Raw genomic sequence first — 25746 nt, forward strand, 5'->3', positions numbered from 1 at the left:
GCGTGAAACTCAGAGCCCCCGAACAATCGGTTGTTCGGGGGCTCTTCACGCTACGGCTCAATTCACACGCAACGCCAGCAATTCCACCGGCAAGCTGCCCAGAATGTCCGCCACCACAATGCTGCCGCCGCGTTCGCCATCAGGCATGGCGCACTCCTCCAGCTCACCCTGGCCACTGGTGAGCACGCTGCGCCAACGGCGCATGCCGCCGCCGGCATGCGACAGGACCTGCGGAATGGCGATGCGCGTATCGCCCCAGGACTCGGCGGAGACCAGCGGCAAGGCCTCTTCGCGGCGTCCCTCGAAGGACAGCAGATGACCGGCCAGGCGCGTGCAGATCACCAATGTTGCCTCAAGCGCGTGCTCGCCCCCTTCCTGCACCGGCAATAGCCGGGCAAAGGCGATCACGTGCCGCGCCAGCTTGCCGTGGGTGGTCAACGGAACATAAGCACCCTGCGCAAACAAGAGCGCATGATCGCGCCGGTACTGCAGCACCGCGTGAATCAATTGCTGCTTGGCGCTGCCGCTCTGCCAGTCGCGCAGCGACACCGGCCGGCTGACGGCATCGGCCAGACGCCGTTCACGCAAGGCGAAATCCACCGGACGACGATTGTCGGGATCGACCATGCTCAAATCCCACAGCTCGCTGCCCTGGTAGAAATCCGGTACGCCCGGCGAGGTCAGCTTGAGCATGGTCTGCGACAGGCTGTTGACCGTGCCCAGCGGTGCCAGCCGGCGCACGAAATCTTCCAGCTCGGTGAGGAAAGGATGATGGCGCGGATCGAGTCCCGGATCACACAGCAGCGCGCGCGTAAAGCGCTCGCAGGCCGCCTCGTAGTCAGTCTGCGGCACCACCCAGTCGCTGCGGCGCTTGGCTTCGCGCAAGGCCTTGCGTTGCCAGGCGATCACGCGCTCGGCCAGTTCTCCCAGTGCACTCAGGTCATCGTCACCGGCACGCATGCCGTCGGGCCAGGCACCGACCAATGTCTGGTACAGCATGCATTCATCGACTGCATCGATGCCGCCCTGCTGGCCCGCCGTCGCCGCCACGATGGGCGCGTTCAATTGATGCCAGTGACGCAGCACCGTGGACCATTCCTCGGCAATTTCGGAGAGCGCGGCAAGCCGCATGCGGGCATCCTCCCCGCGCTTGTGATCGTGGGTGCCGGTGGCCAGCAGGCTGCCCGGCGTCTGCTCGGCGCGTCTGGCCGCGAGCCGGTGGAAGTGCGACACCGACAGTGACAGATGGGCCGGCTCGGCACCGACTTCATTGCGCGAGAGCAGTCGGCCAAAGCGATAGAAGGCCGTGTCCTCCATCGACTTGGCCGTCAGCGGTGGCGTCAGTTGCTGGAATCGCGCCATGGCATGCAGCTGCAGGGCGCGGCGATGCGCATCGCGACTGTCCAGCAACAGGTCCCCGCCCAGCCAGCCTTCCACCACATGCAGCGCGGCATGGTCGGCCGCATGCAGCGTGGCCTCGGCCTTCTGCACGGTGCTGGCCAGCAGCTCGCGATCTCCGGCAGGCATGCCCTGCGCGTTGGCGTAGGTACGGTAGACCGGGAAATGCACCAGCAGCTCGGCCACCGCACGGCGGATGGACATGAGCGTCAGGTCGCGCGTCTGCGTGGCGCTGCGCGCCAGCTGATGCAGGCACAGCGTCAGGGCATTGAATTCCGCAGCAAAATTGCGGACCAGGAAGCTGCGCCGCGCCTCCTGCACGATGGTCGGGAAATGGCACAACTCGCCCGGACCGTGGCTCTGCAGCTGATCGGCCGTCACCGGCAATTCGCCGACGATGTCGCGCCAGAGTTCGTCCAGCACAGGCTCTCCTTCGCCATCGTGCAGCACCGCTGCGCATTGGTCCATGAACTCGTAACCGGTGGTGCCGTCGAGTTGCCAACCGGGTGGCAGGCTTTCGTCGCCGGCCAGAATCTTCTCGGCGATCAGATAGGGTTCGTGACCGGGGCGCAGCGATCGCAGGCGCTCACGCAGACGCAGGCAATAGGTAGCAGGATCGGTCAGGCCATCGATATGGTCCAGCCGCAAGCCATCGATGATGCCCTCGGCATAAAGCCGGAAGATCTCGGCATGCATGGCCTCGAAGACGTCTTCGCGCTCCACGCGCATGCCCACCAGTTCGCTCACTTCGAAGAAGCGCCGCCAGTTGATCTCATCGGCGGCATTGCGCCAGTACGCCAGACGATAGTGCTGACGCTCCAGCAATTGATGCATGGCACTGCGGCCATGCGGCTGGCTGGCCGAGAACGCAGCAAGCGCGGCGTCGATGTCGCCCAGCGCCTCGGGATCGGCGGCCAGGGTGCGCAATTGCGCGCGGGCGGCATCGGCGCGGCCATCCTTGTCCTCCTGCGCGGGATCGATGGCGGCAAAGGCAGCGATCACATCCTTGAGCCGCGCACTGCCTGCCGTCTCCAGTACGGCAGCGTAATCCGTCGGCGTGAGCGGGAACACATTGTCGTGATGCGCAATCTGCAGCTCGCCGTGCTCGGCGTCAAAGCGCAACACCAGCTCGCCCGCCTCCAGCGCTTCCGCGTAGGGTTGCCCCAGGAAAGGCAGCAGGACCTTGCCGCTCAGGGCCGGATCGGGGCTGTCCCAATGGATGTCGAACCATTCGGCGTGGCGGCTGTGGCGGCCCCAGCGCAGCACGTCCTGCCACCACGCATTGTGATGGCCCACGGCCATGTGGTTGGGCACGATGTCGACCACGATGCCCATGCCCTGTGCGTGCAAGCGCTGGTGCAAGTGGCGCAGTCCGGCTTCGCCGCCCAGTTCGGGATTGATGCGAGTGGCATCCACCACATCATAGCCATGGGTGGAACCGGGGCGGGCCACCAGAATGGGAGAAAGATAGAAGTGGCTGATGCCCAGGCGGTGGTAGTAGTCCACCGTCGCGGCCGCCTGCTCGAAACGGAAATCGCGGTGCAGTTGCAGCCGCGCGGTGGCGCGCGGAATGCCGCTGTGCGCCGAAAGGTCTGGCGATACGGAAGGGGCTGGCATCAAATCTCCTTGGCGGTGCCGCCGCGCACGCGGCGCAGGCGCTCCAGCCTGGCCTTGGCGGCGTAGGCGGAAAACAGTTGCGGCGTGTCTTCCGGCAAACGGCGACGCCAGTTGGGGTGAGGCTCGGTCATGCCGGGCAGATTGGGTTGCTGGGTCAGGCCGAGGATGTCTTCCACCGGCACCACGGCCAGCGAGGCGGGCGTGGCGGCGACGTAATCCAGTGCGGCATCGACCACCATGGCACAGTCGTCCAGCGCAACGGGCAAGGCGGACTCTTCGTCGCCTTCCTTGAGGGCCGGCGCAGCTTCGGGCAGCGGGCCGCTCGCGCAGCCCTGCTGCACCAGTCCTTGCCAGAGCTGGCTGCGCTCTTCGCGGCGCTGCTCACGGGCGGCCGGCAAGCCGTCCTCCAGTTGGCCGAGACGCTCGCGCCAGGCCAGATCGGCACCGGACCACCAACCGGCCACCGTCGGCAGGTCGTGCGTGGTCGTCACGGCAATGGCCTGACGCGACCAGTCCGAGGGCGGCAGGAAACCCGTCTTCTCACGCTGGAACCAGAGCACGCGAATACCGGAGACACCCGCCTCATCCAGCACGGTATCGAAGCCGGGCGGCACGGTGCCCAAGTCCTCGCCGATGACGATGGTCCGATAGCGCCAGGACTCCAGCGCAATCAGGCGCAGCATGTCCTGCTGGGGGAAGGATACATAGGCCCCGGCATCGGCCTCTCTCCCCTGCGGCACCAACCACAGGCGGTTCAAGCCGAGCACGTGGTCGATGCGGACCCCGCCGCCCTGCGCGAAGGTCGCACGCAACATGGACAGGTAAGCACGATAGCCGGTGCGGCGCAGGGCCAGTGGCGAAAACGCGCCCAGCTCCCAGTTCTGGCCCTGCGGGGCCAGGCGATCCGGTGGCGCGCCGACGGTCAGGCCGGCGGCGATCTCGTCCTGATGGCTCCAGGCCTGGCTGCCGCCATTGTCGGCACCGACGGCCAGATCGGCGATGAGACCGATCGCCATGCCCGCCACGCGAGCGCTATGCTGGGCCTCTGCCAGCTGGCGTGCCGCCTGCCATTGCAGGAACAGGTGAAAGTCGATCTCGCCTGCATGTTCAACGGCGAAGGCCTGCATCTCGGGCGTATCGGGATGGCGTCCAGCCTCGCCCCATTGCCGCCAGTCGCAGCAACCGGTGACACCCTGACTGCTCAGGTGGTGGCTGTAGGCTTCGAACAAGGCGTGTGCGCGCAGTGCGGCACCGCCTTCGAGCTGGAAGGCGGCGAAGGCCGCCTGCTGCGTGGCATCGCCTGCGTGCTCCGTGCGGAACAGCGCATGAAGCCGGCGCAGCAGCGTCATGCGATGCGCACCGGCGCGCGCCCAGTCGATCAGGTTGGATTGTTGCAGGCGTTGATGCGCGGCGATCATTTCCGAGCCGCCCTCGGCCAGCACCTGGGCCTGGGCATCCGCACCGAGAATGCCGGCCGGATCGATCAGAAACGGATTGAGGAACAGACGGCTGGACGGCGAATACGGGCTGCTGCGGCCGGGATCGGCGGCAAACATGGCATGCACCGGCGACATCGCCAGCGCGGCTGCACCATAGCGCGCGGCCAGCGGTGCCAGTTCGGCCAGCGCGCCGAAGTGGCCGATGCCGCCGTCGCCATAGACCTTGCGCGCTTCCTTGAGGCTGTCGCTGCGCAAGCCATAGACCTGCGCAGCCAGCGCCCAGCCGCGCTCGCGTCCCTGCTCGGCCAGTGCATCGGCAATGGTGTAGCAACGCGGCGGTGCGATGGCCAGTGTCAGGATGTGACCTGCCACCAGCAGGCGGTGATAGCCGGGGACATCAATGGGCGACAAGGTCGGCGGCGCGTTCAGATCGGAGGAGATCAGCAGGGTCAGGCGGGCACCGTTGTCCAGCTCCACGCGGCAGGACAGTCCATGCAAGCGCGAATGCGCAGGCAGTGCAACCGGCTGATGCTGTACGCCGGTCAACAGCGGAGGCAGGTAGCCTACCGCGTGCTCGCGGTCGAGCTGCGCCAGGCTGTCACGGCAGTCGCTGGCCGTAGCGCAGGGCAGGCCCAGCGCTTCCAGGATCGCCTGCAAAGCCTCATCGGCGACGACCTGCGGCTGGTCGTAAGCGTCGATCCAGTGGACGGCAATGCCGGCACGTTCTGCCAAACGATATAAATCGTTTTCAGACGAGGACGAATTCACCGGGGCAATGAGTTCGGGGGCCGCTGACGCAGCCGGCTGGCGCAGGGCGGCGTTCATGCTGCGCTCCCGGCCTCGGCGGCGGCCGGAGGTTCGCGCAGTGCCAGGATGGCATGGCCCGGGAAGCTGCCGGCGGCCAGCGCCTCCAGTGCGCCGCCACTGTCGAAGAGCACGTCGGCGCCGGCCGGCCGGGCCAGATCGTCCAAGGCTTCCTGCAGCGGCGCTTCGTCGAGATTGACCGTGATGTTGAGGACGCTGCCATTGGCCAGTTGCCAGCGCGCGTGCACGGCCTTGGGGCCGATGGCGCGCGCCTCCAGCGACTTGGCTCCACGCAGGTAAGGCACGATGTGCAGCTTGCGGATGTGCAGCAGTTCGGCGACGCGCCGCAGGCAAGCCGCCGAACCGGGTGCCGGACCGGGCTCCGGAATGGAGGACACGAAGGTGGCAAAACTGTTGGGATCCGGAATTTGCTCCAGCAGCTTGGGATCGGCAAATTGCGGGAAGCGCGCGAACTCGCGTCGACGCCCTTCCCGTACTGCCTTCACCAGTTCTTCGTCGCGATGGCTGGTGAAATACAGGAAAGGCTGCACCGCGCAGAACTCCTCGCCCATGAACAGCATCGGCACCTGCGGTGCCAGCAGGATCAGGGCCTGTGCGGCGTGCAGGGCCAGCGGATGGGCCAGCACGGTCAGGCGCTCACCGAAGGCGCGATTGCCGATCTGGTCGTGGTTCTGCAGGAAATTGACGAAGGCCGTGGGCGGCAGGTCGGCACTGGGCTCGCCACGCGGCTCACCGGAATACGGCGAAACCTCGCCCTGATAGACGAAGCCCTGTTGCAGGCAGCGCGCCAGTTTCTCGGCAGGGGCCTCGGCGTAAGCGCTGTAGTAGCCGCTGTCCTCGCCGGTCAGCAGCACGTGCAGGACGTGATGGGCATCATCATTCCACTGCGCGTCGTAGACATGGCTGGAGCGCTCGCGCACCTGGCCGATCTCGGCCACTTCCGCCTCGGCCTCGACGGCAGCGGTATAGCCCAGCAGATGCGCGGCGTTGCCGTCATGCTCCAGCACCAGATGCACATGGCGTTCATTGCCGATCTCGGCGCGGACGCGCTGGCCCAGCGCCACCAGCCAGTCAGGCTCGCAGATGGCGTGCACGGCATCCAGGCGCAAGCCGTCGAAACGATATTCCTGCAGCCAGTACAGCGCGTTCTGGGTAAAGAAGTCCGACACTTCCGGCCGGCGGAAATCGATGGTCGCACCCCACAGGGTATTCATGTCATGGCGGAAGAAATCCGGCGCATAGCTGTGCAGGTAGTTGCCATCCGGCCCGAAGTGGTTGTAGACCACGTCGAGGAAGACCATCATGCCCAGTCCATGCGCAGTATCGATCAGCGCCTTGAGCTGGTCCGGCGTGCCATAGCTGGCATCGGGCGCGAACGGCAGCACGCCGTCATAGCCCCAGTTGTGAGCCCCGGGGAATTCGGCCACCGGCATCAGTTCGATGGCGGTGATGCCCAACTCGGCCAGTTCGGCCAGGCGCTGCTGGATGCCGGCAAAGCCGCCCATTGCGCCCGGATGCAATTCGTACAGCACGGTCTCTTCCCACGGGCGCCCCTGCCAGTTCGTGTGCTGCCAGAGGAAGGCTTCCGCATCGACCACCACGCTGGGATCGAAGACATCGCCGGCTTGGCCGCGCGAGGCCGGGTCCGGTGCGCTCACTTCGCCCTGCTCGCGGGTCTGGAACACATAGCGATACAGGGTGCCCGGATCACACTCGGTCTCGAGCACGTACCACGCCGGGGAGGCCGTATCCTCGGCGCGCATCGGCAGGCGGCCACGGCCGGTGATGTCCACCGCGACCGCGTCGGCACCGGGTGCCCAGACGCGGAAGCGCACCTGGCCGGGCGCGGTGACCTGCGCGCCGAACGGCAGCTTCACGGAAAAGCGGGCACTCATGCGCGTTCTCCCCATTCGTTGCGTTTGATCCATTCATTGGCGGCCAGCGGATAGATGGCCGAAGACAGATGCAAGGGCCGGTTGGCAAACACCTGCAGGGTGTGCGCCTGCACTTGCACGGAGGCGCTGCCGTCGACCTTGACCTGGCCGCCCTCGCCTTCCGGCATGCCGGTCGGCTGGGCGCAGTCGAGCAGCAGGAAGTACTCGCCCTCGGTACGCGGGAAGCTGAATTCGATCGGCTCGTGACCGGCATTGACGAAGATCATCAGCACATCGGGCGGCACTTCCTGAGCCTCCCCCGGCCCGTCTGCAGCGGCACCGGCGCCGTCATGCAGGCGTGAACTGAGCTGCTTGTGCGGCTCCAGCCGCTTGCCCGCCAGTTGCAGGGTAATGGCGCGCGCCACCGGGTTGTTCCAGTCTTCGCTGGTGACCGGTTGCGCCGATTCATCGAACCAGGCCACATCCGGCAAGCCATCGGCCACCATCTGGTTGCCATGCAGGAAGTAACTCGCACGCAGGACGTCGAAGTCGCGCCGGATCGCCGTCACGCGGCCGACGAAGGCGGTCAGCGCGGCACCTTCTGGCGAGCGGGCCTGTTCCCAGTTGATCCAGGAAATGTCGTTGTCCTGGCAATAGGCATTGTTGTTGCCGCCCTGGCTGCGATTGAACTCGTCACCGGCCAGCAGCATCGGCGTGCCCTGCGCCAGCAGCGTGGAGGCCAGCATGGAGCGCTGCACACAGGCGCGGGTGGCCTGGATGGCGGGATCATCGGTCTCGCCTTCAGCGCCCCAGTTGTAGCTGGCGTTGTCGTTGTGGCCGTCGTTGTTGTTCTCGCCATTGGCGTCGTTGTGCTTGCCGTTGTAGCTGACCAGATCGCGCAGCGTGAAACCATCGTGCGAGGCGATGAAGTTGACCGTCGCCCAAGGCTTGCGGCGATTGTGCTCGAACAGTTCGGCCGAGCCCATCATGCGCTGGGCAAAGCCGCCGCGCATGGCTTCATCGCCCTTCCAGAACTTGCGCATGTCGTCGCGGAATTTGTCATTCCACTCGCCGAAGCGCGCCGGATGATTGCCGAGCTGGTAGCCGCCGGGGCCGATATCCCAAGGTTCGGAGATCAGCTTGAGCTTGGACAGGACCGGGTCCTGCAGCAGCGCGTCGAAGAAGCCCGAACCCGGATCGAAGCCATGCGGCTCGCGTCCCAACGTCGAACCCAGATCGAAACGGAAGCCGTCGATATGGAAGGACTGCGCCCAGTAGCGCAGCGAATCCATCACCATCTGCAATACACGTGGATGCGACAGATTGAGCGTATTACCGCAGCCGGTATCGTTGATGTGATAGCGCTCCTGCCCCGGCAGCAGACGGAAGTAACTGGCGTTGTCGAGGCCACGGAAAGACAGCGTGGGTCCGAGTTCGCTGCCGCAGCTGGTGTGGTTGTACACCACGTCGAGAATCACCTCGATCCCGGCGCTGTGCAGGCGGCGCACTGCCATGCGCAATTCGTTAGGATCGCCCATGGACATGTAGGACGGCTCCGGTGCGAAATACGACAGCGTGCTGTAGCCCCAGTAATTGGAGAGGCCGCGTTCGATCAGGAAGCTGTCCTGCAGGAAGGCGTGCACCGGCATCAGTTCCAGGGTGGTGACACCCAGGCGCAGCAGGTGATCGATGAAGGCCGGATCGGACAAGGCGGCGAAGGTGCCGCGCTCATGCGGCAGCAGATCCTCGCGCATCTTGGAAATGCCCTTGACGTGGGCCTCGTAGATCACCGTCTTGTTCCACGGCACCTGCGGCAGGCGATCGTGTTCCCACACGAAGGCATCATCGGTGACCATGGCCTTGGGCATGGCGGCGGCACTGTCGCGACGATCGAAGGACAGGTCGGCACGTGCCGAGTGCAGGCGATAGCCATAGAGCGCATCGGTCCAGCGCACCTGGCCGACCAGGCGCTTGGCGTAAGGATCCAGCAGCAGCTTGTTGGGATTGAAGCGATGGCCCTTGGTCGGCTCGTAAGGACCGTGGGCACGGAAACCATAGACCAGGCCGGGCGCGGCACCGGGCAGGTAGCCGTGCCACACTTCATCGGTACATTCGGGCAGCGTGATGCGCTTGAGTTCACGCTTGCCGGAGGGGTCGAACAGGCAGAGGTCCATGCGGGTGGCATTGGCCGAGAACACCGCAAAATTGACCCCCAGGCCATCGGAAGTGGCACCGAGGGGGTAAGGCAAGCCTGGCATCAGGCGATCAGGAAAGGCGACGCTCATTATCAGGACTCTCTACGCAGGATCAGGGTGGATAGCGGGGGCAGGTTCAGTTCGATGGAAGTCGGGTGGCCGTGCCAGCCAAATTCCTGCACTTGTACCTGGCCCAGGTTGCCGCTGTTGCTGCCGCCATAGACGGCGGCATCGGTATTGAGCACTTCGCGCCAGACGCCATGATGGCCGGGCGCGATCGGTGGCACGCCGATACGGTAATGGGTGCGCGGTACCGGGGTCAGGTTGACCACGATCAGCACTGGCGGACCCTCATCGGCATAGCGGAAATACGCCAGCACGCTGTTGACGCTGTCGTCGCCCACCGCCCAGGAGAAACCGTCGGCGCGGCAGTCGCGCTGGTGCAAGGCGGGCTCGCTGCGATACAGATGGTTCAGGTCGCTGACCAGCTGGCGCAACTGGCGATGGCCCGCAGGATGGTCGCCGTGCTCGTTGAGCAGGTGCCAGTAGGGCGACTTGTCGTGGTCGAACTCGTCAGGCTGGCCGAACTCGCTGCCCATGAACAGCAGCTTCTTGCCGGGATGCGTCCACATGAATCCGTAATACGCACGGACGTTGGCGAAGCGGCGCCATTCGTCGCCGGGCATCTTGTTGAGCAGCGCGCGCTTGCCATGGACCACCTCATCGTGCGATATCGGCAAGATGAAGTTTTCCGAGAATCCATATAGCAAACCGAATGTCATGTCGTGATGGTGATAGCGACGGAACAGCGGGTCATGCTGCATGTAGCGCAGGGTGTCGTTCATCCAGCCCATGTTCCACTTGTAGCTGAAACCCAGGCCGTGATGGTCGGCCTCGTTGCTGACCTCGGAGGTCACGCCGGGCCAGGAGGTCGATTCCTCGGCGATCATCAGCACGCCGGGGCAGCGCTGTGCCACCACGGTATTGAGTTCGCGCAGGAAGGCCACGGCCTCCAGGTTCTCGCGGCCGCCGTGGATGTTGGGTACCCATTCGCCGGACTTGCGGCTGTAGTCGCGATACAGCATCGACGCGACCGCATCCACACGCAGGCCGTCAACGTGGAAGTGTTCTATCCATTCCAGGGCGCTGGCGATCAGGAAGCCGCGTACTTCATTGCGGCCGAGGTTGAAGATCAGCGTATTCCAGTCCTGATGGAAACCTTCGCGCGGATCGGCGTGCTCGTACAGCGCGGTGCCGTCGAATTGCGCCAGGCCATGCTGGTCGCTAGGGAAATGCGCCGGCACCCAATCCAGCAACACGCCGATACCGGCCTGGTGACAACGGTCGACGAAGGCCGCAAAGCGCTCCGGTTTGCCGAAGCGGGCACTGGGGGCAAACATGCTGATGGGCTGGTAGCCCCAGGAACCGCCGAAGGGGTGTTCCATCACCGGCATCAGTTCGATATGGGTGAAGCCCATGCCGACCACATAGGGGATCAGCTCATCGGCCAGCTCATCCCAACTGAGGTTGCGGTGCGCCTGTTCGGGGATGCGCCGCCACGACGCAGGATGCAGCTCATAGATGGACATCGGTGCCGACAGCGACTGGCGCTGCGCGCGCTCGGCCATCCACTGCTGGTCCTGCCACAGGTAAGGACGGGCATCCGCCACGACCGAGGCGGTGGCCGGCGGGGGCTCGGTAGCGCGCGCGACGGGGTCGGCCTTGAGCGGCAGCAAGGCACCATCGCGGCCCAGGATTTCGTACTTGTAGACATCGCCGGGGCCGATGCGCGGGATGAACAGTTCCCACACGCCGGATTCGTGGCGCAGGCGCATGACGTGGCGGCGGCCGTCCCACTGGTTGAAGTCGCCGACTACCGAGACGCGCTCGGCATTCGGTGCCCACACCGCGAAACGCGTGCCGGGCACGCCGTCGATGTCCATCGGACGTGCGCCCAGGCAATCAGCCAGCTGGCGATGCCGGCCTTCGCGCAACAGGTGCAGGTCGAGCTCGCCGAGCAGGAGGCCGAAGGCATAGGGGTCTTCCGTGCTTTGTACGCTGCGGCTGCCGTCCGGGATCAACCAGTCCACTTCAAGCACATAAGGCACTTGATGGCGACGCTGGTCGAGACCGGTGGCCACACCACTGAAGAAGCCGCTGGGCTGGCCATGCAGCTCGAACTGCTGCAATTCGCCCAGCAGCACACCGCTGTGACGGCAGCGCACACGCACCGCTGCCGCGCCGGGATGGAAGGCGCGGATGGCAGAAACGCCACTGGACTGGCTGGCATAGCGCGGGCCGAGCAGGCCGAAGGGCTGTGTCAGGCGGCCGGCCAGCAAGGCTTCGAGCAGGCCCTGCTCTTCAAGGGAAAGGGACAAGGCGGTTTGTTCCGGGAATTCAGGGGGATGAGAGGAATGAGAAAAAGACGGCGGCTGCGCCGAAGCGGAACCGGGCGCGGCCGAGCTGGCGTCGGAAGTCTCTTCCTGGGGCGTCGTGGACGCCCTATATGCCGTGACAGACATGCCGGACATGCACACTCCTGTTGTTGTTATCGGGGTTGATCGAAACATCGCAAAACAGCGGAATCAAAACAGCTGAATCAAAAACCGGCGCGCTGAGGGCGGCGCGCCGGCAAACACTCTCCCTGCCCGGTCCATGCGGACCGGGTAAGGATCAAAACAGAATCACAAGGGGCGCAACGCCGGCGCAATCGCCCCGGCGCCTCGTCGTTCAGGCAGCCGCCACGGCGGCCGGTACGCCGACCACGCCGGCCAGTGCCGCAGCGATGGCGGCCGCCGGACTGACCATGCGCTCCGGCTGGGCGTGCGCCTGGGCAGCAGGACGATCCACCGACAATGGACGCGGTGCGAACAACGGGCGCACCGCCATGTCGGCCACGTGCGCATAGGCGTCGATGTAGGCGCGGGTCGGGCCAGCCCAATCGCAGTCGATGCTCATGGCATTGCGCTGCACGCTCTGCCAGTGCTCGGTGTCGTTGTAGAGTGCGAAGGCACGGGCCACGGCGTGCTGCATGTCGGCGGCGCTCTCGCCTTCGAACAGGACGCCGGTGGCGCGCTGTGGATCGCGGTCGGCATCGCACACGGTGTCGACCAGGCCACCGACGCGCGAGCCGATGGGGATGGCACCGTAGCGCATGGCATACAGGGGAGTAAGGCCGAAAGGTTCAAAGCGGGTCGGGTGCAGCAACATGTCGCTGCCCGCATGCAGGGCGTGCGCGCGGCGCTCGTCATAGCCGATGTGGACCGCGATGCGGCCGCGATAACGCTCGGCCAGATCAAGGAAGGCGGCTTCGTAGTCGTGATCACCACAACCCAGGATCACCACCTGCAGGCGCGGATGGCGCTCCATGATGCCGGGCAGCGCTTCGATGACGACATCGGCCATCTTCTGGTGCGAGATGCGCGAGCCCAGGCCCATGACAGGTGCGAAGGGATCCACTGGCAAACCGAAGAGCTTTTGCAGATCGCGCTTGCAGGCAGCCTTGCCCTTCATGTTGCCGATGCTGAAGTTGCGGGCGATGAGCGGATCATCGGCGGGATTCCACAGTTCAGCATCGATGGCATTGGGAATGGCGCGCAGATCCAGCTTGCGGAAGGAAAGAATGCCGTCCATGCCGCAGCCGAAGCGCGGGGTCATGATCTCTTCCGCGTAGTTCTTGCTGACGGTGGAGACGCAATCGGAGAAACGAATGCCGGCCTTGAGGAAGGACAGCTTGCCCCAGTACTCGACGCCGTCGCCGGTCAGCAGATGCTGGGGAATACCGATCTGCTCGGCCGACTCCAGCGCGAAATTGCCCTGGAAAGCCAGATTGTGAATGGTCAGCATGGTGCCGATGTGATCCAGCCCGCGCAGCTTCAACAGGCAGGGAATCAGACCGGCGTGCCAGTCGTTGGCATGCACCACGTGCGGCACCGGCAGGCTGGTTTCACCGGCGCAGATGGCCACAGCGGCGTGCGACAGATCGGCGAAGCAAAGCGCGTTGTCGCTGAACTCTACGCCGTCGGTATCGACGTAAGGATTGGCCCCGCGCTGGCGGAAGCGCGCCGTATCCAGCAGCAGCGCCGGCACGTCGGTACCGGGGATGGTGCCGCGCAGAATCCGGCCGGCACCGCCGGGCAGGCCGTGCTTCAGGCCGATCTGCACCGTGTCGCCGAGATTGCGGACCGCCTCCGGATAGGCGGGCATGAGGATGCTGGCATCGATGCCGACTTTGCGCAGCGATACGGCCAACGCGGTAATCACGTCGGCCAGGCCACCGGTCTTGACGAGCGGTACGGCCTCTGAGCTGACTAACAGAACTCGAGCTTGCAAGATGGACCCCTAATGTGTGAAAGCACCTGAGATGGAAAGCACCCTTGGCTCGTCGCATCGCATAGGTCTTCGTCCTGGCCGTGGCTTGATCCGGGGGCCGGGGCGAAAACACGTCCTTGTTGTTGTGTTGGACTGGACAGTCTTTTGAGCGCCGATGATTACGTTATACGGATCGGCAGATCCGCTCACTATCGGACAGCGGCCTGAGATGGCGTAGGATGAATCCTACTGTTGCAGCGCGGCGAAAATGCCCACGCCTCAATGCATCGACGATCACCATAAAGCAACAAGCCGGCATCGCACAGCCGGCTTGCGCTCTTCAATCACGGAAGAGCTCGCCACGCTGCACTGCCAGATGAGCTACTTGAATGGCTAAATGATTTACGGGAAAAAACGGCACGAGGTGCCGTCATTGAAACGCCCTGGATCGAGGGTTCAGGGCGCCGGGTGCGAAGAGTTTTCAGCTTAACGAGCCGATGCCACAGGCGCAAATTGAACATCGCTATCCGCTGGCGATGCGCATTGCCTGCCTGTATCCCTCATCCATGGCATCGGCCTTGGTCGCTCAGGATTCGACGCGGAAACCGATCTTCAAGCCCACCTGGAAATGGCCGATGCTGCCATTTTCCACATGGCCACGGCATTGCGTGACCTCGAACCAGTCCACGTTCTTGACAGTCTTGGCCACGTCGGCAAGGGCATTGCGGATCGCTTCATCCGTGCCGTTGGGCGAGCTGCCGACGACTTCGATGATCTTGTAGGTGTTGGAATTGTCTTGCTTGCGTTCGGTCATGGGGACTCCTTCCTGATGGGGATGGGCTCATCGGACGATGAGGCGAATCCATAGCCTAGCCGGCCCATTGCGCGCACGGCATCGGCCAACGCCAGCAGCTTGCGTAGGACAGCAGGCGGGAAAGCCATCCCGCGCAGGACAGACGACCGATCAGATCAACTCATTTTTTGCTTCGCAGCAAATTTACCGGAGCCGCCCTGCCATTGCCGCAAAACAAGGATTGCCGGTCTTCAACAGTGCGTGTCTTCCTACAAAAATTTAAGCCGCTCAATACCTGTTGCACCGCAACCAAACCGGCTAATATTGCATCATCTGGCTTGCCAAAACGTTCATATGCGTTGCGACGCTACGCATGATTGATGGCCGCCCTGCCCGCCCTGATTCGTTCCGGCGGGCCTGCACGAGATTTTCATCCCTTGGAGATCATCATGTCGCAACTCAACCCCGGCGTTACCGTCACTGCACCCACAGGCGCACCCGTGAAGGTCATCAGCGCACCGCCCGAAGACCTGCAACACGTCAACGACGATGCCGCTGCCGCCCGCAACCTGACGGCCATCCGCATTCGCGGCCAGCTGGCAGAACTGGATGTGGAGCGTCAAGACGCCTGAGGCTGTTCTCCGCTCTGGCTTTTTGACACCAGGCTTCACGCCGCCACGGCCGGAATCATGATGGGCAGCCTGCCCTGACGGATTCCGGCCGTTTTCTTTTCTTTTTCTTCATATCGACCGTAAACCACCCTCCCCTCGGCTCAACGCAGTCCGAGACGTCTGGCCAGCCGGTTCAGGTTGGCCCGGTCCACCCCCAGCTCCCGCGCCGTCGCGGCAAGGTTGCCGCCATGGCGTTCGAGACACTCACTGACCAGCTTGCGCTCGAAGCGCTCGACGGCTGCACGCAGGCCTTCGCCCGGCTGCGCGGGTTCAGCTTGTGCGCTGGCCACAGTGTCAGGCGAGTCAAGCGGGCGGGCGGAATGCCCCAACTCCAGCGCCGCCGCATCCAGCGTCAGGATGGCGGGTCGTTTTGGCTGCGATGCCAGGGCGCGCAGGGCGCTGCGCCCGATCAGGTGTTCCAGTTCGCGGATGTTGCCGGGCCAGGCGTAGTCCAGCAGTGCGCGCTGGGCATCGGCTGCCAGGCGCAGACTGGACAAGCCCAGCCGCGCCCGGTTCTGCTCCAGGAAATATCCGGCCAGCAGCAGCACATCGCGCCCGCGCTCGCGCAGCGGCGGCACGCGGATCGGGAACACCGACAAACGGTGATAGAAATCCGCGCGGAAATGGCCGCGCTTCACTTCCTCGGCCAGGTCCCGGTTGGTGGCAGCGATCAGGCGCACGTCCACGCGGTGCTCGCGATCTGAACCGACCCGCTGCAGCTGCCCGCTCTGCAGCACCCGCAGCAGCTTGGCCTGCACCGCCAGCGGCAGCTCCCCGACCTCATCCAGAAACAGCGTACCGCCATCGGCCATCTCGAACTTGCCGCGACGGTCTGCAACCGCTCCCGAGAAAGCCCCGCGCACGTGGCCGAACAATTCACTTTCGACCAGCGTATCGGGCAAGGCTGCGCAGTTCAGGCTGATCATGGGCTTGTGCGCACGGGGCGAGGCTGCATGCAGGGCGTGGGCCACCAGTTCCTTGCCGGTGCCGGTTTCGCCGGTGACCAGCACCGTCATGTCGCTGGGGGCGGCCATGCGGATCTCGTCCAGCAGTTGTTGCTGCGCCGGACTCTGGCCGATCAGTTCGCGCTTGCCCTGGCTCTCCTCCAGCCCCAGCCGATAGGCTTCGGCGCGCTGGCGTGCCTGTTCGCCAGCGGCGGCCAGGTCGTCGATGCGTTCGGCCACATGAACGGTGGCAGCCGCCAGCGCCGCAAAAGCCTGCAGCGAGGCCATGTCGACGCCATCGAAGCGCCCTGCACCCAACGCATCCAGCGTGACCAAGCCCCACGGGCGGCCATTGACCGAGAGCGCACAGCCCATGCAATCGTGCACTTCCAGCGCGCCGGAATGGGCGTCATTCAAGCCATCGACCAGACCGTCATAGGGATCGGGCAGGCTTGAATCGGCAGGAAAGCGTGTCGGCCCGAGATTGGCCAGCAGCACGCCGAAGCGCGGATGGTCGGCGATGCGGAAACGGCGGCCCAAGGTATCGCTGGAAAGTCCGTCGATGGCCAGCGGCACCAGCAGCTCGCCCTCCAGTCGCAGCAAGGCTGCAGCATCGCAGGGGAACAGCGTGCGCAAGGTCTGCAGCAGGCGGCGATAGCGCTCGCGGTCATCGATCTGGCGCGACAGGTCGGCTACCAGCGGGAGCAAGGCGTCGAGCAGGACTTTTGAGGTCATATTGACTCCCAAAGGAAGAATGATTGGTCATTATGACACAGGTCATAAATACACCAAGCGCTCGCAAGTTCCTGATTTTATTGGTATTCGAAAGTGGCACGCCTTTTGTAATAGCAAGAGGGTCCCGGACATTCCGGCACTTCCTCCACCGCTTCCAACAGAAAGGTCCCGCATGCTTACCGATGCCCAACTCGCCATCGTCAAATCCACCGTCCCCCTGCTCGAATCGGGCGGCGAGGCGCTGACCACGCACTTCTACAAGATGCTCATGCGCGACTACCCGCAGGTTCATCCCCTCTTCAATCGCGCCCACCAGGCCAGCGGCGACCAGCCGCGTGCGCTGGCCAATGGCGTACTGATGTACGCGCGGCATATCGATCGCCTGGAAGAAATGGGCCCGCTGGCCGCGCAGATCATCAACAAGCACGTCGCCGTACAGGTGCAGCCCGAGCACTACCCGATGGTCGGCGACTGCCTGCTGCGTGCCATCCGTGAAGTGCTGGGCGCGGAGATCGCCACCGATGCCGTCATCGATGCCTGGGCGGCCGCCTATGGCCAGCTGGCCGACATCCTCATCGGCGCCGAACGCCAGCAATATGACGCCAAGGCCGCCGCACCAGGCGGCTGGCGCGGTGCGCGCAATTTCGTGGTCACGCGCAAGGTGGCCGAGAGCGAGGAGATCACCTCCTTCTACTTCATGCCCCAGGATGGCGGCGCGCTGCTGGACTTTGAGCCGGGCCAGTACATCGGCCTGCGCATGGTGGTGGACGGACTGGAACAGCGCCGCCAGTATTCGCTGTCGGCCCCGCTGCGCCAGCAGGGGCAGCCGCTGCAATACCGCATCAGCGTCAAGCGTGAAGCCGAGGGCAAGGTCTCGCGCCATCTGCACGACGAGATCCATGTGGGCGCGGTGGTGGAACTGTTCCCGCCGGCCGGCGACTTCACGCTCACGGCCAGTGACAAGCCGCTGGTGCTCATCAGCGGCGGCGTGGGCATTACGCCGATGATGACCATGCTGGCAGCGGCGCTGCCGACCGGTCGCCCGGTACATTTCATCCATGCGGCGCGCCATGGCGGCGTGCATGCTTTCCGCCGTCAGGTGGAAGAACTGGCGGCGCAACACCCGCAACTGCAGGCGCATTTCTGCTATGAACGGGCGCGCGCAGGCGATCCGGCCCCCTACGCCACCGGCTTCATCGATGCGGCTCTGCTGCAGCAATGGCTACCGCAAACACGGGACGTGGACGCCTACTTCGTCGGCCCCAAGCCGTTCATGAAAGCCATCAAGCGTGCGCTGGGCGCGCTGGGAGTACCGGCGGCTCAGAGCCGATATGAATTCTTCGGTCCGGCTGCCGCGCTGGAGTGATCCTGTCTGGCCGAAAGGCGCGCTGAAGGGGCGATGGCGGGCGATCCGCCATCGCCCTTTTGTTCCGTCTGAGCGCCATGCTGCAGCAGCGTGAAGCTCTTTGCAAAATTTACCTGCCTCGCGCTGGCAATCCCTGAAAGATTGATCTTCGACAAGTTTTCCGCGCTGCAGCAAATGCTATCCTGAGGACTCCCCTCCTCCTCCGAAAGACCGCCATGAGCGAAAAGCTGAGCGCCGAGCGCCACACTCCCGATGAACTGACTCAGGAACTGGAAGCACTGGACCTGGAGATCGTCCGCTGCGCCGTGATCTGCCAGGTACGCCTGTTCGATCCGGGCGTACTGAACCAGGTCATGGACAACAACGAGCAGGTCTGCGGCCAGGCCCATCCGACTGCTTTCCAGAGCCTGCGCGGACTGCTCTACCTGCATTTCGACATGCATCGCCAGCTGGCGCAGACCTATGGCGCCGACGATGCCGAACACATCATCCAGCGCGTGCATGAACACCTGCGTCCGCGCATCGGCGAGCAGCTGGGCTCGCTGTTCGACACCGGCCGCCATGCGAGCTGATCAGGCCACCAGACGCTCGCCCAGTTGCTTGCCCGCGGCGAAATCATTCAGGTTGGCGATGGTGGTCTGCATGATCTGGCCGATGGCTTCCTCGGTGAAGAAGGCCTGGTGGCCGGTGACGATGACATTGGGGAAGGAGACCAGGCGCTGGATCACGTCATCGGTGATGATGGTCGAGGACAGGTCCTGGAAGAACAGGCTGGCCTCCTGTTCATAGACATCGATGGCCAGGCCGCGCAACTGGCCGCTCTTCAAGGCGGCAATCGCGGCTTCGGTATCGACCAGCCCGCCGCGGCTGGTGTTGACCAGGATGCAGCCGGGCTTGGCGAGGGCCAAGGTCCCGGCATTGACCAGATAGCGCGTGGCTTCAGTGAGCGGACAATGCAGCGAAATCACGTCACTGGCGGCGAAGAGCTCTTCGCGGCGCACGTAGCGTCCGCCCAGAGCCTCGAAGTCCGGATTGTGATGCACGTCGCTGCCCAGCACGGTGCAGCCGAATCCGGCCATGATGCGGGCGAACAGCGCGCCGATCTTGCCGGTACCGATCACGCCCACGGTCTTGCCGTGCAGGTCGAAGCCCATCAATCCTTCCAGCTCGAAATTGCCTTCGCGGGTGCGCATGCTGGCGCGCGCGATTTTTCGGTTCACCGCCAGCAGCAGGCCCACGGCGAACTCGGCCACCGAGTAAGGTGAATAATCGGCCACGCGCGCCACCGTGATGCCCAGCCGCCGCGCGGCTTTCGTATCGATGTGATTGAAGCCGGTGGAGCGTGTGGTGACGAAACGCACGCCCAGAGCGGCCAGGCGTTCCAGCACGGCAGCACCCAGGTCATCGTTGACGAAGGCCGCCACGGCCTGGCAGCCGCTGGCCAGCTGTGCCGTATCAAGATCGAGACGGTCTTGCAGAAACACCAGTTCATGCGCAGCGCCGGACGCGGTATTGGCGCGCGTGAGCAGGGTCTGGTCGTAGCGGCGGGCGCTGAAGACGGCGGTTTTCATAGGAACCTTTCATGGATGAGCTGGGCTGCGTGAAGTCACGAGCCATGCCGCATTGCACCATAATTCACCTCTGATCGCCTTGATACACCGCAGCTTGTCGCGCGAACAGCTTTTTGCGATGGAAATGCGCGCTGAAGCTTTCATCCAGCTATCGAAAAAACCGATATTTGCTTGCGCAGCGCCGCAAGTGGGTCCCATGGATCACTTTCGGGCATAGAATCGGCGGCGCAATAGCTGTCCCCACAAAAAAAGATCCTGACACAAGCTGCCGCATGGCAGTACGAGACAGGCGCAAGACCGGAATCAACACGGTCCGCCCAACAGATAACGAGGCACATATCATGACGACATCCACTTCTTCGCAATCGAAGTTTTCCACCGTGCTGCGCGTGACCAGCGGCAACTTCATGGAAATGTTCGATTTCTTCCTGTTCGGTTTCTACGCGACCCACATCTCGAAGGCCTTCTTCCCCAGCGACAACGAGTTCGCCTCGCTGATGCTGACCTTCATGACCTTCGGTGCCGGCTTCCTGATGCGCCCGCTGGGCGCCATCATCCTGGGCGCCTATGTCGACCGCGTCGGCCGCCGCCAGGGCCTGATCGTGACCCTGGCGCTGATGGCCCTGGGCACGATGCTCATCGCCTTCGTCCCCTCCTACGCCACCATCGGCGTGCTGGCTCCGATGCTGGTGCTGGTCGGCCGCCTGCTGCAAGGCTTCTCGGCCGGTGTGGAACTGGGCGGCGTGTCGGTCTACCTGGCCGAAATGGCCACGCCTGGCAACAAGGGTTTCTATGTGAGCTGGCAGTCGGCCAGCCAGCAGGTGGCCATCATCGTGGCAGCGGCCATCGGCTACATGCTCTCGACGACGCTCACCCCGGCCCAGGTCGGTGACTGGGGCTGGCGCGTGCCGTTCTTCATCGGCTGCCTGATCGTGCCGGTGCTGTTCGTGATCCGCCGCTCGCTGCAGGAAACCGAAGAGTTCATGCGCCGCAAGCATCGTCCGAGCACCGGCCAGATCTTCCGTTCCATGATCGAAAACTGGAAGCTGGTCATTGCCGGCATGATGCTGGTGTCGATGACCACCGTGTCGTTCTACCTGATCACGGTCTACACCCCGACCTTCGGCAAGAACGTGCTGAAGCTCTCCACCGAGGCCAGCCTGATCGTGACCTTGTGCGTGGGCCTGTCCAACTTCATCTGGCTGCCCATCATGGGCGCGCTGTCAGACCGCATCGGCCGTCGCCCGATCCTGGTGACCTTCACCGTCCTGACCATCCTGACTGCCTACCCGGCCGTGAACTGGCTGGTGCATGACGCCAGCTTCGCCAAGATGCTGATGGTGGAACTGTGGCTGTCCTTCCTGTACGCCAGCTACAACGGCGCGATGGTGGTGGCCCTGACCGAGGTGATGCCGGCTGACGTCCGTACTGCGGGCTTCTCGCTGGCCTACAGCCTGGCTACCGCCGTCTTCGGCGGCTTCACGCCGGCCATTGCGACTGGCCTGATCGAAATGACCCACGACAAGGCAGCGCCTGGCCTCTGGATGAGCACGGCTGCAGTGTGCGGGCTGATCGCCACCCTGATCCTGTATCGCAACAAGGCGGCACGGCAGGCAGTGACGGCCTGAGACAGGTTCTTGTACTAGCTATTGGGATGGGCCGCAGAGTTGCGGCCCTTTTTTGTTTGCTCAGCGTCCGTGATCGAACCCGATATTCTCAGGTAGTCCTGATTTCTTCAAGCAGACCGGGATGGCGATCCAGCAGCCTGAAGAGCTTCACCAGTGAAAGCGGCGGCTTGGCCTTCCCGTTTTCGTAGCGAGAAAAGGCATTGACGCCGCCGCCGAACAACTCGGCGGCCTCACGCTGGTCCAGATCAAGCTTGCGTCTGACCCGCGTGATATAGGCCGGGTCAACATAGGTGGCGTTGACCGTGCGCTGAAATTTGCCGATTTGTGCGCTGTAGCGGTCGCCGTGTTCACGATCAAGCAGGACTTCGCCGCAGGCCGGACAGAAATCTCCCGTCACCGCTTCAATGAGGGTGCTCTGCCCTTTGTAGGTGTAGGGCAGATTGCGCGTCTCGCGGACCAGTTCAGCTGCACCGCAGCAAGGACATTTCATTTCATAGCTCCTTGAAGGAAACGACAAGCACATCATCAACCACGCTCAGCTTGAGATACACCTTGACGCCGCTGGCAAGCCGAGGGTGATAAACATCCTGCCAGATGCGATGGTCGGCGTGCGTGGTCATGCTTTTATGGAAATCACGGACGGACAGCCCGAGAATCACCGCACAGATGCCTTCCAGGTTGTCGATGCCGCAAGCCCGCGCACCCTGGAAGGCAGTAGCGGTCACCCTCACCCTACCGGACTCGATCAACGACCTGAGCAGGGGCAGCTTGCAATGTGCGGTGTGCTTCTCCATCGGAATTCTAACCTGTCAGGTGATTAAACCAAATAGGTTAAAAGATTCCACGGAAGGAACAAACGCGGCGGCTCACATTCAAGCCAAAAGCAAAAATTTCTTCAACTCTTATAGATGAGTTGAAGCGCTTTATTGGAATAGGCCGCAGATTTGCCGCCCCTTCTTATGGGCTGCTGGAGAATTGCCGCTTGCTTAACGCACTGACGCGAGGGGCAAGAACAGCGTGAGCGGTGCATCCTGCAGGGCGATGAAACCATGGTGGCGGTAAAAGGCTGACGCCTTCGGATCCTTGGCGTCGACCACCAAGACCGCGCCCGGAATCTCCGCCGCGACGGCCCGGCGCAATGCATTGACCAGCAAAGCATCACCGAGGCCCCGGCCCTTGAATTCCCGGTCGGCGGCAAGACGACCGAGACGGATGGCAGGAATGGCGCCATAGCGAGGCAGCTTGCGGCGCATCTCATCGGACAGGCCCACCAGCGGCACGCTGGCGCTGGCCAGCGTGTAATAGCCGGCCACCCGCTGATCGTCGTCCACTGCGACAAAGCAGGCGGCCACGCGGCGCCGGATATCCTGGGTCACCTGTTCGCGCAAATAGCGGTTCAATGCGGGTGTGCCGCTGTCGAAGCGGCTGCGATCGTGAAGGGCGGGTTCTAACGCCGTCACGAGGAACGGCGGGCGCGTCATTCTTCGCTGCGCAGGAGTTTGTCATGACGCGCCATGGCGCGCTGCAGTGCTGCCGATGGTGGTGGCGGAGCCAGAAGCGCCTCGGCAAAGCGCTGTTGGTCCTGCAAGGACAAACGGATGACTTCGGCCTGCTCGACCGCTTTCTGCGCCGCTTCCCGGACGGCAGCAACGACAAAGTCGGTCAAGGTCCGTCCTTCAATCTCGGCGGCACGTTTGAGCAATTGCTGAAGCTCCGGGCTGATCCGGGCTTCCAGTCGAGCAGTGGCGACAGCTGGCGTCATGCGTTTTCCCATGAAATGAATTGTACGGCATTTTGCCGGATACCCACAAAAAGTGGATCCACGACAATAGCAGAGTCATGCCAAGGGATTGAGAACGGGGCAGCAATCCTTCGAAAAGCAAAAATTTCTTCAAGTCTTATATAAGAGTTGAAGCATTTCGCCCCGCTTAGGAGTAAACTACCGCTGTTTTTTGCCGCGGCCTTCTGGCAGCAGTACGCCAGCCATGCCGCCCCGGGAGACGAATTTCCACGCAGCACAGCCGACAAGGAGGTGGCGCCAGCCCAGGCCGACAGAGCCAGGGCGGTCCATCCGGCGCTGCGGGGATCGCACCAAAGCACATCAACACACCAACGCAAGGACATCATCGTGACTACTGGCAACCCGACCATCATCTATACGCTGACCGACGAGGCACCCTATCTGGCGACCCACTCGCTCTTGCCCATCGTCAAGAAGTTCACCGCCGCGGCCGGCATCGACGTCGTCGAAAGCGATATCTCGGTGGCTGCGCGTATCCTGGCTGAATTCCCGGAGTACCTCACCGATGAACAGAAAGTCCCCGACAACCTGGCCGCACTGGGCGCACTGACCCAGAGCCCCGACGCCAACATCATCAAGCTGCCCAACATCAGCGCCTCGATCCTGCAGCTGCAAGCGGCCATCCGCGAACTGCAAGCGCGCGGCTACAAGCTGCCCGACTATCCGGAAAACCCGAGCACCGAAGAAGAAAAGGCCCTGCAGAAGCGCTACGCCAAGGTCACCGGCAGCGCCGTGAACCCGGTCCTGCGCGAAGGCAACTCCGACCGCCGCGCACCCAACGCCGTCAAGAACTACGCCCGCAAGCACCCGCACTCGATGGCCAAGTGGTCCATGGCCTCGCGTACCCACGTGGCGCACATGCACGGCGGCGACTTCTACGCCGGCGAAAAGAGCCTGACCCTGGACAAGGCCGTGGACGTCAAGATGGACCTGGTCACCAAGTCCGGCGAAACCATCGTCCTGAAACCGAAGATCTCGCTGCAAGCCGGTGAAATCATCGACAGCATGTTCATGAGCAAGAAGGCCCTGTGTGCCTACTACGAAGAGCAGATGCAGGACGCCTTCGACACCGACCTGCTGCTGTCGGTGCACGTCAAGGCCACCATGATGAAGGTCTCGCACCCGATCGTCTTCGGTCACGCCGTGCGTACCTACTACAAGGACACCTTCACCAAGCACGCCAAGCTGTTCGCCGAGATCGGCGTGAACCCCAACAACGGCATGTCCGGCGTCTACGAAAAGATCAACACCCTGCCCGAAGACAAGAAGGCCGAAGTGCTGGCCGACCTGAAGGCCGATGAAGCCAAGCGTCCGCGCCTGGCCATGGTGGACTCCGCCAAGGGCATCACCAACCTGCACGCCCCCAACGACGTGATCGTCGATGCCTCCATGCCGGCCATGATCCGTGCTGGCGGCAAGATGTGGAACGCCGCTGGCAAGACCGAAGACACCAAGGCCCTGCTGCCGGAGTCGACCTTCGCCCGCATCTATCAGGAAATCATCAACTTCTGCAAGACCAACGGCGCCTTCGACCCGACCACCATGGGTACCGTGCCCAACGTCGGCCTGATGGCCCAGAAGGCAGAAGAATACGGTTCGCACGACAAGACCTTCGAAATCGCCCAGGCCGGCGTGGCGCGCATCGTCACCCTGGATGGCCAGGTGCTGCTGGAGCAGAACGTGGAAGAAGGCGACATCTGGCGCATGTGCCAGGTCAAGGACGCTGCGGTGCGTGACTGGGTCAAGCTGGCCGTGACCCGTGCCCGCCTGTCCGGCATGCCCGCCGTCTTCTGGCTGGACCCGTACCGTCCGCACGAAGCCGAACTGATCAAGAAGGTCAACACCTACCTGAAGGATCACGACCTGACCGGTGCCGACATCCAGATCATGTCGCAAGTGCGCGCCATGCGTTACACCCTGGAACGCGTCATCCGCGGCCTGGACACCATCTCGGTGACCGGCAACATCCTGCGCGACTACCTGACCGACCTGTTCCCCATCATGGAACTGGGCACCTCGGCCAAGATGCTGTCGATCGTCCCGCTGATGGCAGGTGGCGGCATGTTCGAAACCGGTGCCGGCGGCTCGGCCCCCAAGCACGTGCAACAGCTGGTCGGTGAAAACCACCTGCGCTGGGATTCGCTGGGTGAATTCCTGGCCCTGGCCGTCTCCATCGAAGACGTGGGCATCAAGACCGGCAACGCCCGCGCCAAGATCCTGGCCAAGACCCTGGACGCTGCCACCGGCAAGCTGCTGGACAACAACAAGTCGCCTTCGCCCAAGACCGGTGAGCTGGACAACCGTGGCAGCCACTTCTACCTGGCCCTGTACTGGGCCCAGGAACTGGCCGCACAGAAGGACGACGCCGAACTGGCCAAGCAGTTCGCCCCGCTGGCAAAGGCACTGTCCGAGAACGAGCAGAAGATCGTCGAAGAACTGAACTCGGTGCAGGGCAAGGAAGTCGACATCGGCGGCTACTATCTGCCGGATCGTGAGAAGACCTTCGCCGTGATGCGTCCGAGCGCCACGCTGAACCAGGCACTGGAATCGGTGTAAAGCGTCGATGCTTGAGGGAGGG

At 63.7% G+C, this 25746-nt stretch carries 18 protein-coding genes; 5 read left to right on the forward strand and 13 right to left on the reverse strand.

All coding sequences use genetic code 11. The features are described 5' to 3' along the window. Positions 1–57: 57 nt before the first annotated feature. The 7 genes from treY to J2X56_RS04115 all read right to left on the reverse strand — a co-directional run bounded on the left by treY (position 58) and on the right by J2X56_RS04115 (position 14473). The gene (treY, locus tag J2X56_RS04085) at positions 58–3015 is read right to left on the reverse strand and encodes a malto-oligosyltrehalose synthase (RefSeq protein ID WP_310158397.1); all 2958 of its coding nucleotides are present in this window, start codon (positions 3013–3015) and stop codon (positions 58–60) included. Then, positions 3015–5279, reverse strand: a complete 2265-nt coding sequence (gene malQ, locus J2X56_RS04090; RefSeq protein ID WP_310158399.1) for a 4-alpha-glucanotransferase — start codon at positions 5277–5279, stop codon at positions 3015–3017. Before malQ ends, treY begins: the two co-directional genes overlap by 1 nt. Continuing rightward, positions 5276–7174 (reverse strand): malto-oligosyltrehalose trehalohydrolase, encoded by a 1899-nt coding sequence (treZ, locus tag J2X56_RS04095; protein ID WP_310158401.1) that lies wholly within the window; start codon positions 7172–7174, stop codon positions 5276–5278. The genes malQ and treZ overlap by 4 nt, the downstream gene beginning before the upstream one ends. Continuing rightward, complete coding sequence (glgX, locus tag J2X56_RS04100; RefSeq protein ID WP_039787100.1) at positions 7171–9438, reverse strand: glycogen debranching protein GlgX; 2268 nt, start codon at positions 9436–9438, stop codon at positions 7171–7173. Before glgX ends, treZ begins: the two co-directional genes overlap by 4 nt. A gap of 2 nt (positions 9439–9440) precedes the next feature. Continuing rightward, the gene (gene glgB, locus J2X56_RS04105; RefSeq protein WP_121045605.1) at positions 9441–11879 is read right to left on the reverse strand and encodes a 1,4-alpha-glucan branching protein GlgB; all 2439 of its coding nucleotides are present in this window, start codon (positions 11877–11879) and stop codon (positions 9441–9443) included. 199 nt (positions 11880–12078) lie between these two features. Further along, the gene (gene glgA, locus J2X56_RS04110) at positions 12079–13680 is read right to left on the reverse strand and encodes a glycogen synthase GlgA (protein WP_310158404.1); all 1602 of its coding nucleotides are present in this window, start codon (positions 13678–13680) and stop codon (positions 12079–12081) included. 565 nt (positions 13681–14245) lie between these two features. Continuing rightward, a complete protein-coding gene (locus J2X56_RS04115; RefSeq protein ID WP_034330632.1) occupies positions 14246–14473 on the reverse strand; it encodes a dodecin in 228 nt (75 codons plus the stop codon). Between the two features lie 428 nt (positions 14474–14901). On the opposite strand from J2X56_RS04115, the gene J2X56_RS04120 reads away from it, so the two are divergent. Then, positions 14902–15084 (forward strand): hypothetical protein, encoded by a 183-nt coding sequence (locus J2X56_RS04120; RefSeq protein WP_121045607.1) that lies wholly within the window; start codon positions 14902–14904, stop codon positions 15082–15084. Between the two features lie 140 nt (positions 15085–15224). Here J2X56_RS04120 and norR read toward each other — a convergent pair whose 3' ends face one another. After that, on the reverse strand, positions 15225–16802 hold the full coding sequence (gene norR, locus J2X56_RS04125; protein ID WP_121045608.1) for a nitric oxide reductase transcriptional regulator NorR: 1578 nt from the start codon (positions 16800–16802) through the stop codon (positions 15225–15227). A 172-nt stretch (positions 16803–16974) separates the two neighbouring features. Between norR and hmpA the strand changes: the two genes are divergently transcribed. Both hmpA and J2X56_RS04135 read left to right on the forward strand, forming a co-directional pair. Next, on the forward strand, positions 16975–18168 hold the full coding sequence (hmpA, locus tag J2X56_RS04130; RefSeq protein WP_134136462.1) for an NO-inducible flavohemoprotein: 1194 nt from the start codon (positions 16975–16977) through the stop codon (positions 18166–18168). Between the two features lie 215 nt (positions 18169–18383). After that, on the forward strand, positions 18384–18740 hold the full coding sequence (locus J2X56_RS04135; RefSeq protein WP_039787111.1) for a hypothetical protein: 357 nt from the start codon (positions 18384–18386) through the stop codon (positions 18738–18740). Here J2X56_RS04135 and J2X56_RS04140 read toward each other — a convergent pair whose 3' ends face one another. Further along, entirely contained in the window at positions 18741–19739 is a 999-nt protein-coding gene (locus tag J2X56_RS04140) for a 2-hydroxyacid dehydrogenase (RefSeq protein WP_209569668.1), read from the reverse strand. Positions 19740–20080: 341 nt separating this feature from the next. On the opposite strand from J2X56_RS04140, the gene J2X56_RS04145 reads away from it, so the two are divergent. Next, positions 20081–21367, forward strand: coding sequence for an MFS transporter (locus J2X56_RS04145; RefSeq protein ID WP_121045611.1), 1287 nt, complete (start codon positions 20081–20083; stop codon positions 21365–21367). Between the two features lie 88 nt (positions 21368–21455). Here J2X56_RS04145 and J2X56_RS04150 read toward each other — a convergent pair whose 3' ends face one another. The 4 genes from J2X56_RS04150 to J2X56_RS04165 all read right to left on the reverse strand — a co-directional run bounded on the left by J2X56_RS04150 (position 21456) and on the right by J2X56_RS04165 (position 23129). Further along, positions 21456–21857, reverse strand: a complete 402-nt coding sequence (locus J2X56_RS04150; RefSeq protein WP_121045612.1) for a type II toxin-antitoxin system MqsA family antitoxin — start codon at positions 21855–21857, stop codon at positions 21456–21458. Position 21858: 1 nt separating this feature from the next. Beyond that, the gene (locus tag J2X56_RS04155) at positions 21859–22161 is read right to left on the reverse strand and encodes a type II toxin-antitoxin system MqsR family toxin (RefSeq protein WP_121045613.1); all 303 of its coding nucleotides are present in this window, start codon (positions 22159–22161) and stop codon (positions 21859–21861) included. 192 nt (positions 22162–22353) lie between these two features. Further along, positions 22354–22848 (reverse strand): GNAT family N-acetyltransferase, encoded by a 495-nt coding sequence (locus J2X56_RS04160; RefSeq protein WP_121045614.1) that lies wholly within the window; start codon positions 22846–22848, stop codon positions 22354–22356. Next, positions 22845–23129, reverse strand: a complete 285-nt coding sequence (locus J2X56_RS04165) for a DUF1778 domain-containing protein (protein ID WP_121045615.1) — start codon at positions 23127–23129, stop codon at positions 22845–22847. Before J2X56_RS04165 ends, J2X56_RS04160 begins: the two co-directional genes overlap by 4 nt. A gap of 366 nt (positions 23130–23495) precedes the next feature. Between J2X56_RS04165 and J2X56_RS04170 the strand changes: the two genes are divergently transcribed. After that, positions 23496–25724 carry an NADP-dependent isocitrate dehydrogenase gene (locus tag J2X56_RS04170; RefSeq protein WP_121045616.1) on the forward strand — a complete coding sequence of 743 codons (2229 nt, stop codon included), beginning with the start codon at positions 23496–23498 and terminating at the stop codon, positions 25722–25724. Positions 25725–25746: the final 22 nt, after the last annotated feature.

The organism is Herbaspirillum sp. 1173, from assembly GCF_031455335.1.
Lineage (GTDB): Bacteria > Pseudomonadota > Gammaproteobacteria > Burkholderiales > Burkholderiaceae_D > Herbaspirillum > Herbaspirillum huttiense.

Coding starts and splice junctions, on each gene's coding strand:
- J2X56_RS04120 (WP_121045607.1), top strand. CDS start 14,902: ATGTCGCAACTCAACCCCGGCGTTACCGTCACTGCACCCACAGGCGCA.
- J2X56_RS04160 (WP_121045614.1), bottom strand. CDS start 22,848: ATGACGCGCCCGCCGTTCCTCGTGACGGCGTTAGAACCCGCCCTTCAC.
- malQ (WP_310158399.1), bottom strand. CDS start 5,279: ATGAACGCCGCCCTGCGCCAGCCGGCTGCGTCAGCGGCCCCCGAACTC.
- J2X56_RS04165 (WP_121045615.1), bottom strand. CDS start 23,129: ATGACGCCAGCTGTCGCCACTGCTCGACTGGAAGCCCGGATCAGCCCG.
- J2X56_RS04135 (WP_039787111.1), top strand. CDS start 18,384: ATGAGCGAAAAGCTGAGCGCCGAGCGCCACACTCCCGATGAACTGACT.
- hmpA (WP_134136462.1), top strand. CDS start 16,975: ATGCTTACCGATGCCCAACTCGCCATCGTCAAATCCACCGTCCCCCTG.
- J2X56_RS04145 (WP_121045611.1), top strand. CDS start 20,081: ATGACGACATCCACTTCTTCGCAATCGAAGTTTTCCACCGTGCTGCGC.
- J2X56_RS04140 (WP_209569668.1), bottom strand. CDS start 19,739: ATGAAAACCGCCGTCTTCAGCGCCCGCCGCTACGACCAGACCCTGCTC.
- glgX (WP_039787100.1), bottom strand. CDS start 9,438: ATGAGCGTCGCCTTTCCTGATCGCCTGATGCCAGGCTTGCCTTACCCC.
- J2X56_RS04150 (WP_121045612.1), bottom strand. CDS start 21,857: ATGAAATGTCCTTGCTGCGGTGCAGCTGAACTGGTCCGCGAGACGCGC.
- norR (WP_121045608.1), bottom strand. CDS start 16,802: ATGACCTCAAAAGTCCTGCTCGACGCCTTGCTCCCGCTGGTAGCCGAC.
- J2X56_RS04155 (WP_121045613.1), bottom strand. CDS start 22,161: ATGGAGAAGCACACCGCACATTGCAAGCTGCCCCTGCTCAGGTCGTTG.
- treY (WP_310158397.1), bottom strand. CDS start 3,015: ATGCCAGCCCCTTCCGTATCGCCAGACCTTTCGGCGCACAGCGGCATT.
- treZ (WP_310158401.1), bottom strand. CDS start 7,174: ATGAGTGCCCGCTTTTCCGTGAAGCTGCCGTTCGGCGCGCAGGTCACC.
- glgB (WP_121045605.1), bottom strand. CDS start 11,879: ATGTCCGGCATGTCTGTCACGGCATATAGGGCGTCCACGACGCCCCAG.
- J2X56_RS04115 (WP_034330632.1), bottom strand. CDS start 14,473: ATGACCGAACGCAAGCAAGACAATTCCAACACCTACAAGATCATCGAA.